General features: G+C 46.1%; 14 protein-coding genes and 1 pseudogene. 2 read left to right on the plus strand and 13 right to left on the minus strand.

Annotated elements, in window-relative coordinates; genetic code table 11:
* Positions 1-3 precede the first annotated feature (3 nt).
* A complete protein-coding gene (locus tag ACK5NH_RS05185; RefSeq protein ID WP_416918096.1) occupies positions 4-993 on the minus strand; it encodes a DMT family transporter in 990 nt (329 codons plus the stop codon).
* A 318-nt stretch (positions 994-1,311) separates the two neighbouring features.
* Here ACK5NH_RS05185 and ACK5NH_RS05190 point away from each other — a divergent pair, with 318 nt between their 5' ends.
* Both ACK5NH_RS05190 and ACK5NH_RS05195 read left to right on the plus strand, forming a co-directional pair.
* Positions 1,312-2,127: a hydratase gene (locus tag ACK5NH_RS05190; protein ID WP_416918097.1), complete on the plus strand. Its 816-nt coding sequence runs from the start codon at positions 1,312-1,314 to the stop codon at positions 2,125-2,127.
* A 158-nt stretch (positions 2,128-2,285) separates the two neighbouring features.
* Positions 2,286-3,395: an energy transducer TonB gene (locus ACK5NH_RS05195; protein ID WP_416918098.1), complete on the plus strand. Its 1,110-nt coding sequence runs from the start codon at positions 2,286-2,288 to the stop codon at positions 3,393-3,395.
* Positions 3,396-3,402: 7 nt separating this feature from the next.
* Here the strand turns inward: ACK5NH_RS05195 and ACK5NH_RS05200 are convergent.
* The 12 genes and pseudogenes from ACK5NH_RS05200 to ACK5NH_RS05255 all read right to left on the minus strand — a co-directional run.
* Positions 3,403-3,731: pseudogene (locus ACK5NH_RS05200) on the minus strand (cysteine-rich CWC family protein).
* Between the two features lie 535 nt (positions 3,732-4,266).
* Positions 4,267-4,536, minus strand: a complete 270-nt coding sequence (locus tag ACK5NH_RS05205) for a PspC domain-containing protein (RefSeq protein ID WP_416918099.1) — start codon at positions 4,534-4,536, stop codon at positions 4,267-4,269.
* A 593-nt stretch (positions 4,537-5,129) separates the two neighbouring features.
* On the minus strand, positions 5,130-5,864 hold the full coding sequence (locus ACK5NH_RS05210; protein ID WP_416918100.1) for a hypothetical protein: 735 nt from the start codon (positions 5,862-5,864) through the stop codon (positions 5,130-5,132).
* 1,317 nt (positions 5,865-7,181) lie between these two features.
* A complete protein-coding gene (locus tag ACK5NH_RS05215) occupies positions 7,182-7,394 on the minus strand; it encodes a hypothetical protein (protein WP_416918101.1) in 213 nt (70 codons plus the stop codon).
* Between the two features lie 363 nt (positions 7,395-7,757).
* On the minus strand, positions 7,758-8,813 hold the full coding sequence (locus tag ACK5NH_RS05220) for a c-type cytochrome (protein ID WP_416918102.1): 1,056 nt from the start codon (positions 8,811-8,813) through the stop codon (positions 7,758-7,760).
* A gap of 10 nt (positions 8,814-8,823) precedes the next feature.
* The gene (locus tag ACK5NH_RS05225) at positions 8,824-9,450 is read right to left on the minus strand and encodes a c-type cytochrome (RefSeq protein ID WP_416918103.1); all 627 of its coding nucleotides are present in this window, start codon (positions 9,448-9,450) and stop codon (positions 8,824-8,826) included.
* A gap of 191 nt (positions 9,451-9,641) precedes the next feature.
* Positions 9,642-10,670, minus strand: a complete 1,029-nt coding sequence (locus tag ACK5NH_RS05230; RefSeq protein ID WP_416918104.1) for a DUF2955 domain-containing protein — start codon at positions 10,668-10,670, stop codon at positions 9,642-9,644.
* A gap of 16 nt (positions 10,671-10,686) precedes the next feature.
* Positions 10,687-11,745, minus strand: a complete 1,059-nt coding sequence (locus ACK5NH_RS05235; RefSeq protein ID WP_416918105.1) for an HlyD family secretion protein — start codon at positions 11,743-11,745, stop codon at positions 10,687-10,689.
* Positions 11,746-11,753: 8 nt separating this feature from the next.
* Positions 11,754-12,227, minus strand: a complete 474-nt coding sequence (gene slyA / locus ACK5NH_RS05240; protein ID WP_416918109.1) for a transcriptional regulator SlyA — start codon at positions 12,225-12,227, stop codon at positions 11,754-11,756.
* Between the two features lie 543 nt (positions 12,228-12,770).
* Entirely contained in the window at positions 12,771-13,664 is an 894-nt protein-coding gene (metF, locus tag ACK5NH_RS05245) for a methylenetetrahydrofolate reductase (RefSeq protein ID WP_011624168.1), read from the minus strand.
* Between the two features lie 303 nt (positions 13,665-13,967).
* Positions 13,968-16,361: a bifunctional aspartate kinase/homoserine dehydrogenase II gene (locus tag ACK5NH_RS05250; RefSeq protein WP_416918106.1), complete on the minus strand. Its 2,394-nt coding sequence runs from the start codon at positions 16,359-16,361 to the stop codon at positions 13,968-13,970.
* Positions 16,362-16,372: 11 nt separating this feature from the next.
* Positions 16,373-16,732: PLP-dependent transferase (locus ACK5NH_RS05255; RefSeq protein WP_416918107.1), on the minus strand; the 360-nt coding region annotated here is incomplete at its 5' end.

Consider the following 16,732-nt stretch of genomic DNA (forward strand, 5'->3'; position numbering starts at 1 on the left):
TACCTATTCAGTGGTCTGTGAAGCGGGTTGCAAACGTCGTGCGCGGCGCTGGCGATACAGGGGCAACAACTGCACCACCATCACAGAGACAATAATCACACCTATGCCGAATAGCGATAGCGCATCTAATTTATCGGCCTTAAATACTTCTGGCCACCAACCAATGCTGACCACTAACGCCGTGGCGCTAAAGCTAAATACCGGCGTTAACGCCAGCATGGCGCTCACCTGCGCCGTCGGCCAGTATTTCATCGATTGTCCGAAGCAGCCATAGGCAATCAAGGTATTGGCGGCGCAAAACAGCGCCACTTGCCAGTCGAAGCTATCCATTTGTGCAAACTGACTAAAATCGCTAAAGGGCGCCATCGCAAAAATACCTAAGGCATAGATAACCAAGAGTACGTTGGCGGGGGACAAACGGTTCAACAGTGACTTTTGCAGCAGTGCGTATGTGGTCCATGACAATGCGGAAAACTGCACTATCATGACCCCAAGCCAGATCTCGTGGTTATCGGTGGCGGAAAAATCTAAATAGGGATGGAAAAACATCAACATCCCTAAAGCTAAGCTAGCAAAACAACTGAGCTGCACCGCATTCAAGCGTTCTTTAAAAAACAATACGCCGCCAAAGGCGAGGAAAAATGGCGAGGTTTGAAAATTAAGCTGCGCGGCCCCGGGGGCTAGATAGTCGAGGGAATACACGAATGACACATAGTTGAGCATTAAAAACAGTCCGGCGAGGATAAGCCTGAGCCAAACCTTGGCATCGAGCACCGCAAACTGTTTCAAACTCCCCGCACTCCACTGCACCAAAATACTGACGAGGAGCGCCACTAAAAAACGGAACCAAGTCAAAGTCACAGGATCGATAAAACTCCCCGACAGCTTAAGCGCTATGGGTAACATGCCCCAAAACAGCACAGCGACAGAAATAAACAACAATCCCAATTGAGCATGGTTAGTTGCCAAGGATCCAGAGTGGCTTTGATTCACGGAAAAGTCCCAGTAGTACCGCAGAAAGGAACGCCATTCTGGCACCGCGGCGCGCTAAGATCTAGCCTAAAAAGTGATTAACTTATCCGCCGGATTGGATAGTTAAGCTGACACTAAATCAATCTTGCCCAGCGATAAATGCAGAGCACTTCAAGCTAAGTTTTATCAAGCCTTTAGCAGCACAAAAAGGTATATTGAGCGCAATTTCTCTTTTAGCTCAAATTGGATTTACAGAGTCGATTTATGCCTTTTGCGCTCAGTTTTTGCGGCATCAACCACTCTGTATAAGCCTTTTAAATAAGTTAGTTAGGATTACACATGTCACAGACAGACGCTAAAACACAGCTTGAGTCCATTAACGCTGCAGCACTAGAACTCGCGCAGCGTCGCGCCAAGGGTGAAGCGGGCGCGCTATTGGAAGAAGTGCTAAGACCCAAGAATTTCCCCCAGGCTTTTGCCATCCAGCAAACCATTGCGCAGCAGTTTAGCGCCCAAGGCAACCCGATTGCGGGGTGGAAGTGCCTAGTCCCAACCGCAGAAAAAACCGTGGTAGCACCTATCTATCAACATGATGTGTATATCGAAACCGTAGAGTGTCCACTGTATCCTTCGAGCAAAGGGCTTGCCCGTGTCGAACCCGAGCTCGCCTTTGAAATTGGCAGCGATTTACCACCACGAGCCACGCCTTATTTGGAAGCCGAAATCGACGCCGCCCTAGGTAAAACGCGCCTCGCCTTAGAACTGATCAAAAGTCGTTATCAAAACCCAAGCGAAGCCAACCACTTCGATGCTCTCGCCGATGGTTTAGTCAATCAAGGCTTGTGGTTAGGGCCAGAACTGCTTGCACCAGCCGAGACAGAAACAGGCCATTTCACTCTGAGTGTTGACGTCGCAGCTGACGGACAGCAAGCAAGTGAGACGCTGCAAAAAGCCGCCGTTCATCCCAACGGTTTTCCTAAAGCTGGGCTTTATTGGTTAATCAACTTCTTATCTGCCCAAGGGATTGGCTTAACCCGTGGACAGTATGTGATCACAGGCTCCTATGCGGGAGTGTTAGATCTGCCGCTCAATCAGCACTGCCAATTCCACTACGGCGAGTTAGGCCAGTTTGGTTTACAGTTCGTGGCTAAATAAGTCACGCACTAAAAAGTCCCAAGCCAATCGGCAAAGTCAGAAGGTAGGCAAAGGCTTACCTTCTACAATCCCCTACTGACCAACAGAGCGAAAACAAGCTTGTATCAAGGGTGAAACATTTGTACTATCCGATAGAACTAAATATAAGGATATACAAGATGTTAGACGGAAAAATATTGCCTTTAGCAAGTCTATTTGCCTTAGCCTTAAGTACTTCGTTACCCTTAAATGCCTCGGAAAACACTTTTTCCCAAGCCTACAGTGACTACCAAACCGCACTCAAACAGGGTGATGACGCCCAAATAGAAGCTAGTGCTAAAAGGGCCTTCGAATTGGGTGAAGCTCAATATGCTAAGGACAGTGTCGACTTAGCGAACCTCGCCATGAACTGGGCTGGTGCGATAGAGAAGCAAGTCGCCCCTTACCCATTTGAAGAAAAGAATTTGCCACAAACAGCGAAGGCGCATGAGTTATATCAACTCGCTCTCACAAATTATAAAGTTCATTATGGTAAAGAAGCGCTCGAGCTTATCGATCCCTTACTTGGTGCAGCACAAACCGCCGTCGAAGCCAAAGATGCGAAAAGTGATTTGCTTGATGCAATCATAATTGCTGAAAAATCCGATAAAAAGAAACTGATCGCCGATGTAAAAATGGCCGCTTTTAACCGCTTATCCAATACTGAGCTATACACGAGAAGCGTAAGAAGCTATGCCTTCGAGGCCTATGAAACTTATAAAGAAATCCTGCCCGAAAATGCCCTCGACAGAGTCAAAGCCACCTATGTAGTGGGTGCAGTTGAATATGCAGAAAAGCATGATGACAAGGCGATTCCATTACTTTTAGAAGTAGTGAAGCAGTTTGAAGCCCTTAACTACAGCCACCCTTATGCGTTAAGCGCCCATGCTTATCTAGTCGAACTCTTTGAGCGCCAAGGGAAACGCGAAGAATCCACCGCTCACTGTATCGCTATCGGCAAAATGCGCCCTTGGGCCGACGCACAGGAACAACAACCGCTGTTTCGCACTACGCCTAAATACCCTGCATCCTATGTCCAAAAACGTAAAAGCGGCTGGGTTCAACTTAAATTTACCGTTGATGAACATGGCTTTGTGAAAAACCCTGAAATCTTAGCCTCTAAGGGTGGCGCTTTATTTGAAAAAGAGAGCATTGAAGCCTTAAATAAATGGCGTTACGCACCCAAATTTGAAAACGGTAAAGCCATTGAGGCGCAAACCACTGTACAGCTGGATTACACGATAAAGTAGTTGCCCGCTACTTCACCTCATATCCCAGCCCATCGCCTAATCCCGATGGGCCTTTTCATCCTGCGCTGCAAAATGCCCTTGAGTTAAACCCTGCTTGAGTTGGCTGAGGCAGGCCAGGCAAATACACGCATCGGCAGACGGTAAAATGTTGCTGATTGCCGTTGACTGCAAACCTGATACTTTCGCTTGCAAGGCGGCTAAAGGTGGGAACACCTGCTGCGAACACCAACAGTCCTCAATACCCTTACCTAAACTCACAGCGCACTGATTCGCCCCTTGGCATAAAGGGCAAATTTGCACAACATCTGGCTGAGATTCTTCCAAGGGCTGAGACACGATAATCCTTCTAGTGTTTATACAAAAGCAGTCTAAATATGATATTGATGGAGCTAGAGCTATAAAACATCAATAGATATCACTTTGCTAAGGGGCTGGGCGCAATGCGCCAGTCCCACGGTTCCAGCCTTGGCTGACAGAGTAAACTTGAACAACTTGTTAATTACTTTAAAAAATTCTCTTTCAGGAAAGCCAAATATAAACGAGCTACTGGTAATTATTACTTTTAAAGTACCAATAACCGCAGTAAATCCACCCACCTGGCGGAAATAAAAAATTGAGTAAGAATGCATAAAAACCAACTAACGGAATGTTGTTTGCTTTTCCCCTGGCAAACCTTACTGTGACAAATATGACTATTAGGGCTAAAACGAAAAAAATTTGCCCCCAGAGAGTTGCATTTAAATCCATTAAAAATTTCCTTTGTTAAATTAGTATACGACGCCAACGTAAGGTCAGTAATACTTAGACAAAACACTCAACGAAGCAATAGTAGCCTACGCATTTGTATCCCAGCGAATGCACTTGAGCGACTTTATTCGCTGGTTAGCTGCCAATTTTGTCTATGTTTCGCTTTACGCCTAAATTGGCGGGTTCCAGCTTGGCTCGTTGGATATTTAGGTAGCACAAACCATAAAACAGTATAGGCAAAAACCGGAATAGCAAAGAAAAAACTGGTAATAATAAATGCGAAACGAAGGCCATTTTTACGGTTCTCATAATATTCTGCTAGGCTAGAACACACCCTGGCAATAACTCCTTTTTCACCGCGAGTGAGTGTATTAGTGTTATCGATATTTTGCATACCTTCTCCCTTTGGCAACAAGCACCGCTCAGACCACTTTAGTGAAGATAGTAACTTTTGGCTTCAAAAAAAATTAACAACCCTACCCAATCCGATTACTACATCTTGTTGTGTTTTAATATATTGAAAAATACTTATTTATGAACTCTGATATATTTGCAGTATAAGGATTACATACCATGATTTCGTAAACTGCTAAACCAATTAAAAAATCTTTATTCTGATGATTGATTATGTAATAATCGCAAAAATCATTTTAGCCGACAATGAAGTAATGTAAAGGCCATACCTCACTAAAATAGCCATAACTTCGGTCATAGATATTTCTCCGATAATAGCTTTAGCATTATTTATAAGCCAAAAACCTTCTACCTCTTTCCCCTTGAGTTCCTTTGGGTAATCAAGCAAAATTTAATTGTAGCTTCCAGGTGGCTTAATGCCTACTTTCGGTTCTATCGGTTCAATATCTACGAAACCAATAGAATAACCGATTAAATATAACATCAACATAAGTGACTTTAATAATTAGTCTAAGATCGAAGACAACCCACGTATCATCCCCCTGAGAGCATGTTAATGATTGAATATTTTCGTTACATTTCAAATCGATGAAGTTTGAAATAATACTCACTATCCACTTTAACACGTTTTACTAGCTCTCTTTGGTTGTGGCGATATTTTCGCCAATCCCATTCTTTATCTATTAGAACAATGTTTGATAATCCAAAGCGATTCATATCTTCAATCGAATAATCCCATCCAACTTTATTTCTTCCGAATAAAAATAAAATGCGATCCCATAATGTCAATTTACTCTGACCGTATACAGTTAAAAGGTTATCTACTTTGAACCTTTCAAACAGTTCTGTTTCTTTATCTCTCATCGAAGCTAGATAGTTTGATAAATTGACTTGATTCAATTTATCATTATGCCATTTTTCTTGCCACGCACTTCCATGCCATATTAATATAGAATCTTTTCTTAGATATTTTCGATTCGCAGCAGTAAGGACATAATTTGCGCATGAAGATGCGCAGATATTAGATACCTCAACATCTAAATTATGGTCTTTGATCCACTTTCCAAGCTCCATTCCCAGACTGATATTTCCACCAGGGCTAGAAACAACAAGCTTTTGAGGGCTTTTATCAGATTTTTCATACGCCTCAAAAAGAGCTTCATTTGATGCCTTGGTAATTGGCCCTTGATAAATTAACTCACCGTTCTTAAGCCCTGAAAATGTTTGATAATCATCTGTACTCGGCTCATCCGTTTTTGATGCGCAAGCAGTGAGCCCTAAAACAATAATAATCAATAAAATCTTCATATCACTTCCTTGTAAAACGTAATTCATCAATAAAGTACGACAGTGCTAACAGGATTTTGTGCTAAACTCACACGAGTGCAAAACGCAATAAAGTACTAGCGTACCATAAAGCACGGCACACCGTGCGAAGTAATCTTGACTGACTAATATATTTCTGTGGCAGATTCTGCTCAATGCCAAAGCTAACATATGTAGAGTGCCAAATATAGGTTCACTATATGGTTTTTCCATAAAAGGTGGTGAACAAAATTACCATCGGGACGCCTTCAACCTCGCCTGTATCATATCTCATTATCAGTTTGCTACTGGCTGAAATAGAAAAATATGAAAGTAGGTGGCACTAGTGACTTTTGAAAATTAAGAAGGCTAATACAACAATCAGGATAAGATCGAAAATTAGACCAAGAACTAGAAATTAACCCAAAATTTATCATCGCTTTGATAGAAGAATCCTTTCGTTGAGGATATCAGTGCAATCCTCATCGAAATCAAAGTAGCATTATCCCAATATTTTTCTCTTTCAAATGTCAATCATCAACTCTTGCTTTATTAAAATAATATGACCGAACATTACTGTACCTCTAATAAAAATAATTGATAATGTTATTTAAACAATTACAAAAACAATCAACACGAATAAGTTCGCATCATTATCTCAACATCAACATTATTATAAAAAATAGAGAATACTTTAAGTTGGTTTTATATCAATATTATCATAATCTCATTAAACCTGTATATAGGCTCTTCAATGAACATTGTGAAGTCAGTATATCTTAGTGATGAGTGAAGCTGCTTTATATCAAAAACTATTGGGGTTAAATTCTTCTTTGCTTATGATGGAAACATCACTTATATTTCCTCTTAACAAATAAAGTCAAGAATAAAAGCCTCTGTTTCTTTTTGTGTAATTCAATCAAATAATTGGCGTAAATCAACCTCTTCTACAATCGAGAAAAGGTTCTTTCGATATGTTTTGAAAATTCAAGATAGTTATAAAGAAATACTGTGTATTTTTTTAGGGCAACAGAGCATTCTAGATGTGAAGAACGCGAGATTGTGATTTGAGAGATAACCATCCTCCCATGACCGCTTTTTGGCATCCATGCCATAGCGGTATTTGTTAATCCTTTCACAACATATAATGCGGGGACGGACTCGAACTACATCCATTTTTAGCGACCATTTAGCCATCCTTGTTCGAACTATCAGGCTAAGGTTCAAAGGAGGGGGATCACAATTCGATAGTGCCGACTTCGCCTTCCGGCAAGTCAGGAGAATAAGTTAATCAATTAGATCTGTTAAAAAAACAATCACTTAGCTATCTCCTGGTTTGGATACATCATTTTTAACTACAAGAGCGATTAAGAAAATGAGCGCTATAGGTGGCAAAATCGCACTAAAGAAAGCAAGCACAGCGGTCAGAATAGGTGTTTGAGTTTTTCGTTTGCCTAAGTAGTAACCAAGGACAGCCATAACAATGGCTAAAATAATAACAACTTGTCCAAAAAGTGATGCATTTATATTCATTATTCAAATTCCTTTTTCTTGTCAGGCTATCCAGCGGCGACAAGGAGTAAATTATATCCAGCAACTGCAGATGAGCTGGTTACTTTACTTATTTGTAAGGCTCGAAATCAAGGTGAAATCGTATTTAATTCGAAAAGTAAAAGTTTAAGCAACTAAGTACCATTACCATATCAATTAAACCTTATTAAACAATCAATTATTACCATCAATGACTTTAAAAGAGGTGCTAACTACATTGTAGCTTTTTAACTTTTGTAGTGCACAAATAAAAAAGCCAGCAAGGTTATAGACTTACTGGCTTTTCTGCCTAACTAATTCACTCGCTTTATTTCACAGCGAGAACAGTGAATCAAAGCGACTCAACTAAGACTTTTTCGGAAACACCGGATAAGAGGCGGTGCCAAGCACTTTGCCATCGACTTCGACACCGTAGTAGTCATTGTCGTTATGGTATTTCTCCTGCGCTTGTTTCACATCGCCCTTATTGCGGGGGTCCTGTGGCCGTTCATGGGAGTTGATGTAAGCCGCAACGTCCCAAGCCTGTTGGTTAGTCAGCTGAATACTCTTAGCAAAGGGCATGTTTTCATAGATAAAAAAGGCCGCCGTATTTACCCTGTGCATGCCTGCGCCCCAGTTGTAACTCATAGGTCCCCATAATGGCGGCAAGGAGTAAACACTCGCAATCGCTTGACCTTGACCATCGGCGCCATGGCAGGCTTGGCAGTGAGCGGTATACACGGCTTTGCCGCGCTCGGGTGAAAACGCGAGCTCAGGTTTTGGGATCTCAGGATAACCACGGCCAGGCAGATTAGCGCGTTGCTCCACAGTCATCGCTTTGGCTAGTGCTTCTGGCAGCGGGAAATCCTCACGCTTTGCGCCTTTTACCAATTCGGCATCGCTGAGCTCTGGCACTGGGCCATCAAGGTTAGCCGCATCCATCAAGCCACTCATACCTAACCAGTAGGCATAGGCCGACAATGCAACCAGTTCGGGGCTTCCCGCTGCGGGGGCTTTACCGTTCATGGAATAGTTAAAACAGCCCTGTACCCTTTCTTCAAAGGTATTTACTTTATCGTCTTTTTTACGGTACGCGGGATACGCAAAATAGGCGCCCCAGAGTGGTGACGCATTCGCCTTACGGCCCGCATCCATATGGCAGTTGGCACAGTTAAGCTCGTTACCCACATACTTATCTCTAAGCTGCTGAGTATTCACAAATAGCTGATAGCCTAAGCGAACTTTATCGCCGAAGGCACCTTCAGGGATCGCGCTTAAGGGTCTTGGTGTTAAATAGGTTTGTTCAGGATTTTTAGGGACTGAAGGCAATGGCGCTTGTTTATCGGGCAACTCATTCGCCGCTTGCACTTGAGCTGTCAGAAAGCCCATTGCGGCCAATAGTAAGATGGCAGAAGATTTCATGGCCGACTCCTTATTTTAAATTCGCAAAGTAGTTCGCTAAGGCATCCACCTCGGCGGCAGTCAGCTTGTTAGCCACATTGGCCATCATGCCGTCCACATCTCCCTTACGAGTGCCAGCTTGCCACGCCAAGAGCTGCGTCTTGATATAGCTGGCCTGCTGGCCCGCTAAACGCGGGAACAGGCCGCCACCTAAACCCGAGGGGCCATGACAGGTTACACAGGCAGGTAAGCCGCGTGACCAATCACCTTGATAGGCTAAGCGCGCGGTATCGTCACTAAAGGTCACCTGTTCACCGCGAATGACGGGCCTCACTTCGGTTTTAGGCAATTTGGCGGAGAAGTAACTCGCCACTTGCTCGATGCCATCACCTTGCAGTGTCATCGCCATCGGCATCATGGTCGCGTTTTGGCGCACACCGGCCTGAAAATGTTGCAATTGAGTGGTGAGGTATTCTTTCGAGAGTCCAGCTAAGCGGGGGCCGAGTGGCTCAATGCCCTCGCCTTCGACGCCGTGGCAAGTCACGCAGATTTGTCCCGCTGGCGGGATAGTTGTTGGATTGGCTATGGCTACAGAGGTCAAGGCACAGCCGTAGATGAGTGCAATGCCTTTGGCTAATATTCTAATTTTAATATTCATTTTCTATCCTTGAACAAACCTTGGCTCTCGCTTACACGGCTCGACACCATAGTAAAACCCTAAACCAAGGTCGTTGAAAAAGAGATAATTGAGTTGTGCGTTCAAACGTTTAGCCCACACTAAACGAATTCGTGTACTTTACTCCTCAAATCATAACCGGACAAATATTAAAAAAATCTAATATTAAGTTCTTAATAACCAAACCGAGTAGCTTCAAAGCTATTTAATAACTTATGTAGCAGATAACACAAAAACAGCGTTGCGACTATCGCCACAAAAATACTGCTCACCCGATACAACGCACTGAAGATGAGATCATTGCCAGGGGTTAAGTATTGTCCAAACAAAATCCCTAAAGTGGTCATGGCGCCAAAACCAACGCCTGAACCACTCGCCTCTTTCACATGGGCCTGAGCAAATAACATCAGACCAATCCACAACAGCGGCACAATCAGGAGCAACAATCCTGACCAGTCGTAGAGGAAGAGTTGCACCATCACCCCAAACGACACCCCAAGCAGTGTGCCAAGCGCACGTTTGCGGGCATAATCCAGCGCCCCATTCCAATGCATGGGAAACAAGAGCAACAAGGTGGTTGCCTGCGCCGACATGGAGTCACGCAAGTCGAAAATCTGAAACACTAAGAAAGAGAGCGTAGCTATGCTAGCACCGAGCAAAGCCTCGTGGCGCATGCGATGCGGCGCCTTAGGGCCCGGCTTATGGGCGGGGCGAGGCTCAACATCTGGCCAAAGTGCAGTCATCAAATAAGCGATAACTACCGATAATCCCGTCGCCCAGAAGTTACTAAAAATCAGGTCATTAAGATCTGTGCCCGGATAGCTGGCAAAATGCAGCATAATGCTCAAACTCAGCACGCCATTGGCACCAAACAGGAATAGACTACCGCGGGACATAGCCGCAAAGCGATATAAAAACAGTAAAAAGACAATCGGCGTCATCAATCCTGGGTGACTGCCGAAGAAACCTCCGAGCAGGCCAACTTCAAGCCCCGCCATGGCCGATGAGGCCAGCAACTGCCGCATCGCATGGCCATTCATCACTGGAACTAATCCCAGCAATAACATCGGGGTTACCGTAAAAAACACCCCATTACTCCAGCCAAAGAGTTTACAGAGCGTAAAGCCAATCGTGCCGCCAGTGGCAATGCGCAAACACTGGCGTAAATCATTGGTGGTTAACGGGCTGTGGCGTAACAACATGCGAATGGCCTTGAAATTAATAGATGTAGTGAAGCAGGCTGATGACCTTAATCTGCACCTTAGCTAACAGGCTAAACAGCGCATTGTCGGGCAGTAATTGCACTGTGGCGCGAGCCCCAGCAGGTAGGCCATTCATGGCATTGTCGTCTAAGACTAAGTGCAGTCTTAATCTTTGGGCATCACGCACCCAACGGTCCGACTCCTGCGGCGCCGCTAAACGGCCATTGGCATCAAACTGCCCCGCACTCACACCGGCGTCGACACTGCTCACTTGAGCACGATATAGACGACCAGGTTCACCGTCGAAGGCGATTAATGCAGGGTAGGATGCGTTAACACCTCGTAAGGTCTTTTCACGAAAATCGGCAATAATATCCAATTTATCAGACACTAAAGCGAGTAATGGCTGGCCCACAGAGGCAAAGCTACCCACTTCGAGTTGCAGGTTAGTCACCACTCCATCTTGGTCGGCACGGATTTGGGTATAGGATAAATTCAGCTCTGCTTGCTCTAACGCATTCATGGCTTGGCGCACTCTAAGGTTATCTTCACCATAGAGACCACGGCTGACTTTAAGTTTTTCAAGGCGTGCATTGGCGGCTGACAAATTTGCCTCGGCCGCCGCCGCGTCGCTATCGGCCTGATCACGTTGCTGCTGTGACACGCCATGGGTGGCATACAGCGCATCTAAACGTTTGGCCTCACGACGCTTTTGTTGTGCTGTAGTGGTGCTGGCATTCACTTCCGCCTTGGCCGCCAATAACGAAGCATCTAACTCAGCATTGTCCTGACGCACTTGCTCTAGGGACAATTTGGCCTGAGACACGGCTAACTCAAAGGGGGCAGGGTCGACTTGAAACAGTAAATCGCCCTTGGCGACCACTTGGTTATTCTTCACATTAATGGTTTGAATCTTGCCGCTGATCTGCGGAGTCACCTTAGTCACCACGCGAGTTGCCATGGCCTGTGGGGTCAAGGGCATCATAGCGTCGGCAAACATAAAATAGCCAAACACTGCCACAAAACCGAGCATGGCGATTTTTACAAGGCGGGCAAATTGTTGATCCGGTGTCATCTTATTTCTCACTCAAGAATTTCTGTGCTCTTAGCCAACTTGGCCAAGGCGTTATCACTGATTAGGCTAATAATGCGTTCGAACTCGCCAAGCTCACTGGCGCTGATCCCTGTTAATAAATCGCCCCGGACTCGGATGATCCGCGCCTCCATTTGCTTTAACACGTCTTTACCCTCTGGCGTTAACGACACGATTCGGGCGCGCTTGTCTTTAGTACAGCAGTGACGCTCGACTAAACCTTGCTCCTCTAACTGCCCTAAAGTGCGCATCAGAGAAGCCAATTCAATTTCCAGCGCATCTGCTAACACCTTCTGGCTCACGTTGTCGCCCAGACGCAATAACTTCCACAATGCCGTCCAACGAGGATGGGTTAAGCCGAGTGGCGCCAATTCCACATCCGCCACTGTGCGCCATAATCTGTGCAAGCGGCCCAAATGTTCCGCAAGGGATAACTCCTTTAATCGCTCTAATTCTTTCTGCATCATGCCTACTCATTTACTTAGCCTGCTAAGCATTATACTTAGTTAGCAGGCTAAGTAAATATTCGTCACAAAAAAAAAGATCTGTGCACGCCGCCACGAAATCCACAAAAAACTGAAAAAAAACTGAAAAACAACTGAAAAAGGCTAAGCCGAGACCAAATATAAAAAGCAGTATCTCTATAATATTCAAAAAAATAATCAGGCAGATATACAGATACTGGGAGGTTAGCTGTGAAGAATTTAAACATTAGCACTAGGATATCAGCCAACTGTTATTCGCGGTGATAAGCTTTATCATGCCGCTGGTACTATCAGAATTTAGCCGCCAAATAAGAGAGTCAGCACAACGAGAGTTACACAAATTATATGAGACGGCCGTGGCCAATATCACCTCATAGGGGTAACGGGCACAGTCAAGAGTGAGGATGGAATTGCATAGTTTTCAATGCGCTTAACCAGCCTACTCCCAATTTAGGATTTAGGTTTTAGCCAAAAACAAAACGCCGCTAAAGTAGCGGCGTTTTTTTATGGACCTTTACTGTGTTATACCGCCTTTGGGCGAACCCCTAGGGTATGGCAAATCGCATAGGTCAGCTCGGCACGGTTAAGGGTGTAGAAGTGGAAATCCTTCACCCCTTCACGGGATAACACTTTGACCATATCGATCGCCACGTTAGCGCCGACCAACTGACGGGTGCCCGCATCATTCTCTAGACCATCAAATTGCTTATGTAGCCAGCTAGGTAACGACACATTGGTCATGCCCGCGAAACGTTTTAGCTGAGTGAAGTTAGTCACGGGTAAAATACCGGGGACGATTTCGACATCGATTCCCGCCGCAACGCAGCGGTCGCGAAAACGCAGGTAAGATTCCACATCGAAGAAAAACTGGGTAATAGCACGGCTCGCACCGGCATCGATTTTACGCTTAAGGTTAATCAAATCGGCCTGAGCGTTAGCCGCATCTGGGTGCACTTCTGGGTAAGCGGCAACCGAAATATCAAAGTCGGCCACAGAGCGCAGCAGGCGCACTAAATCCGCCGCAAAACGAGTCGGTTTCGGGCTACCCGCTGGTAAATCGCCACGCAGCGCCACTATGTCGCGGATCCCCGATTTCCAGTAATGCTTCGCCAGATCTAACAATTCTTCGTCGCTGGCATCCACTAAGGTTAAATGCGGCGCGGCAACCAGATTGGTTTCTTTTTGAATACGTTCAATCACGCCGTGGGTGCGGTCACGCACGCCCGAGTTGGCACCATAGGTCACTGAAACAAACTTAGGATTCAGCGGCTCTAAACGGCGGATAGAGTTCCACAGGATCTGTTCCATTTCGGGGGTTGATGGCGGGAAAAACTCAAAAGAAACATTAATATCGCCATTAAGTTCAGACAAACTTTGGTTTAGCGAATGTGAATGTTGTGCGTGATGAAAAGCCATGTGTATTTCCTCAACCGCCCGAGTGCGACGCTCCATCGCGCTGGTACGACTTATAAATGCAGTAATTTAATCCATATGGACGTTTGGACGTCTATATGTCCATATACTAGAGAAACTGGCCGTTAAGTCAAGCCAAAAAATCCCCCTTTTTGGCATTTTCTTATCCCTCGTTAACCAGCTTGATTTTAGTCCTGATCCTCGCCAATAAAAAAAGGACTCGAATGAGTCCTTTAAGTCTATGAATATTGACCAAATCAACTTGAAGATACGAGTTTTAAGTTCTTCAAGTGTCTGGGTTTACTCCTATTCTTGTAGCAGATCGCGACAGATCTGCGTCAGATCCGATTGCACCGCCGCGGCTGTTACCTCACGCCCCGCACCCGGTCCACGGATAATCAGAGGATTACCTTGGTAGAAAGCAGAACGAATCACAAACACATTGTCCCCAGGCGTGAGGTTAGCGTAGGGATGATTCGCATCAATCCACTGTAATCCCACTTCGGCTTTCAGGGCCGCGCCACTATTGTCCAAAGAGGCGACATATCTGAGCACTTTATTTTGCTCTGCCGCCGCGCCGTATTGTTGCTGCAACTCATCATCCAGCTCACCGATACGGGCAAGGAATTGCTCCAGCGGAATATCCGCTAAATGGGCTGGCACTAAGGAGCGCAGCTCAATATCCTCAAGCTCGATTTCCAGACCGATTTCACGGGCCAAAATCAGCAGCTTACGCTGCATATCGCGGCCAGAAAGATCGTCGCGGGGATCGGGTTCAGTAATGCCTAAACCACGCGCTTCAACCACTAATTCCGAGAAGGGTTTGCTGGTGTCGTATTTCTCGAATAACCAACATAGGGTGCCAGAGAAAATCCCGCCGACGGCCTCAACCGTATCGCCACTATTACGCAGATCGTTTAAGGCGTGTTGAATGGGTAAACCCGCGCCGCAGCTGGCATTATAGCGCCAGAATAGACGGCGATAACCGAGTTGCTCCTTCAGCTCACGGTAGAACGGCAGCGGGCCAGAACCCGCCAGCTTGTTCGCACTGACCATATGGATGCCGCGCTCGAAAAACTCTGGGTATTGTAGGGTCAAACTGGCACTGGCGCTGATGTCTAATGCAATCAGTTCATCACAGTTAAGTTGTTCTAATTGTTCGAATAAGTGCTCATATTGCCAAGGTGTTGCCTCGGCATCGAATTCCTGCTGCCAGTTTTCCAAATCCACAGCCGTAGACTTGATCAGGGCTTTGCTAGAACTCACCAAACCGACGAGCTCAACACGCGCTTCAAGTTCTTGATTCAGCGAGGGAGAAACTGACTTAAACAGCTTTACCCACGCCTCACCAATATTGCCAACGCCCAGCAGCAATACGCCAATGCGTTTACGCGGACCGGCGCAGCGGCGATGCACTTTTTGCGTCAGCAGATTAACCTGCGACTGTGGCACTAAGGTCACCAAACTTAAGTCACCACTGAACAAAGGCTTAGCGTCGCGGCTCAGTAAACGGGCAAAACTGCGGCGATAATGCTCGGCATCGGCACTCACAAGCGCCACTAAACCGAGTTCGGTATTTATTTGCAGATCTTTAATGCCGAGTTCTTCGGCCTGTGCATCCAATAACTTTTGTACTTGTTTTTGGTTTTCAGCGGTATAGGCAAGTTCGAGTCGTTGATGCGCCGATACCCAATGTGCCAGCGGCGTTAACCCTGCTTCGACTAATTGTTCGAGCAGACTGGCCACATCGCCCGCGATCTTAAAACCAAATAACACCACAGCATTCAGGTTGGTCACCACGGGCGCACTTGCCGAGGAGCTGTGGGGAGCAATCAGGGTAAAGTCGGTATGGGAGGCATAGCTTGACCGCACGGCTAGGCTCACCTCAGTGTTAAATAGCGGCTGCAAAGTGCGTGAATGCAATACTGGCGAGCCTAAACGCGCCAAGCGGTCAGCTTCAGCGAGGGACATGCTCTTGAGTAATTTCGCATCGTTGATCTTATTCGGATCGGCGTTAAATACCCCTTCAACGTCGGTCCAAATGGTCACGCGCTCAATGTCGGCAAGGCTAGCAATTAAGCTGGCGCTAAAGTCAGAGCCATTGCGACCCAATAGCAAGGTATCACCACGCTCGTTGGCACAGATAAAACCTGTGATCACTAAACGTTCATTCGGATGGGCTGCAAGTAAGGCCTGCACTTTGGCGCGGGATTCTTGCACACGAATTTGCGGCACGGCGGCCTCGTCGGCCACTAGAATCGAGCAGGCATCCACATGGCTTGCAGCCACACCCGATTCGCGCAGTAGCGCCGCCATTAAACGTGCCGACCAACGTTCACCAAAGCTCACCACATGGCTAATTTGGTAATCGTTACGGGAATCTAAAGATAACAGACTGATTAACTGGGCCTTATCCGTGGTTAAACGCTCACGCAGATCCCGCGCTTGCTCATTGGATAACAGCTGCTCAATCAAGCCTTGCTGATAGCTGATAAGGACTTGTAACTCTTCCTGCCATAATTGGTTGCTATCGCGCAGGGACAATAATTTATATAAAAAGTTAGTAGTTTTACCCGCGGCAGACACCACCACCAGATCATCACTATGACCATGAGTTAACAGAATATGGGCGACTCGGCGGTAACAATCGGCATCGGCTAAGCTGGAACCACCAAATTTATGTAAGTGACAACGTGCCATCTCGAATTCCTCTACTGACAAGCCGCAACGGCGGCCAATCCTGCTTGAATATCTGCAACTAAGTCGTCGGCATCTTCAATACCAACCGACAAACGTAATAGGGTGTCTTTAATGCCAGCTTCATAACGCGCTTGGGGCTCCATCGCCCTGTGGGTCATAGTCGCGGGCACGGCCACGAGACTCTCAACGCCACCTAAACTCTCGGCCACGCTGAATAAACTTAAGGCATCTAAAAAGGCGACCACTTCGGCCTCGCCGCCCTTAAGCTCAAAACTCAGCATAGCGCCAAAGCCTTTTTGCTGCTTGGCGGCAATGGCATGACCGGGGTGATCCACAAGGCCTGGGTAATACACTTTGCTCACCACAGGGCT

The sequence above is a fragment of the Shewanella sp. genome (assembly GCF_047975355.1).
Classification (GTDB): Bacteria; Pseudomonadota; Gammaproteobacteria; order Enterobacterales; family Shewanellaceae; genus Shewanella.

What these genes read in the sequence shown, in the direction of transcription:
- slyA (WP_416918109.1), bottom strand. Translation starts at nt 12,227, where the DNA reads ATGCAGAAAGAATTAGAGCGATTAAAGGAGTTATCCCTTGCGGAACAT.
- ACK5NH_RS05235 (WP_416918105.1), bottom strand. Translation starts at nt 11,745, where the DNA reads ATGACACCGGATCAACAATTTGCCCGCCTTGTAAAAATCGCCATGCTC.
- ACK5NH_RS05215 (WP_416918101.1), bottom strand. Translation starts at nt 7,394, where the DNA reads ATGAATATAAATGCATCACTTTTTGGACAAGTTGTTATTATTTTAGCC.
- ACK5NH_RS05190 (WP_416918097.1), top strand. Translation starts at nt 1,312, where the DNA reads ATGTCACAGACAGACGCTAAAACACAGCTTGAGTCCATTAACGCTGCA.
- ACK5NH_RS05195 (WP_416918098.1), top strand. Translation starts at nt 2,286, where the DNA reads ATGTTAGACGGAAAAATATTGCCTTTAGCAAGTCTATTTGCCTTAGCC.
- ACK5NH_RS05220 (WP_416918102.1), bottom strand. Translation starts at nt 8,813, where the DNA reads ATGAAATCTTCTGCCATCTTACTATTGGCCGCAATGGGCTTTCTGACA.
- ACK5NH_RS05210 (WP_416918100.1), bottom strand. Translation starts at nt 5,864, where the DNA reads ATGAAGATTTTATTGATTATTATTGTTTTAGGGCTCACTGCTTGCGCA.
- metF (WP_011624168.1), bottom strand. Translation starts at nt 13,664, where the DNA reads ATGGCTTTTCATCACGCACAACATTCACATTCGCTAAACCAAAGTTTG.
- ACK5NH_RS05230 (WP_416918104.1), bottom strand. Translation starts at nt 10,670, where the DNA reads ATGTTGTTACGCCACAGCCCGTTAACCACCAATGATTTACGCCAGTGT.
- ACK5NH_RS05225 (WP_416918103.1), bottom strand. Translation starts at nt 9,450, where the DNA reads ATGAATATTAAAATTAGAATATTAGCCAAAGGCATTGCACTCATCTAC.
- ACK5NH_RS05250 (WP_416918106.1), bottom strand. Translation starts at nt 16,361, where the DNA reads ATGGCACGTTGTCACTTACATAAATTTGGTGGTTCCAGCTTAGCCGAT.
- ACK5NH_RS05205 (WP_416918099.1), bottom strand. Translation starts at nt 4,536, where the DNA reads ATGCAAAATATCGATAACACTAATACACTCACTCGCGGTGAAAAAGGA.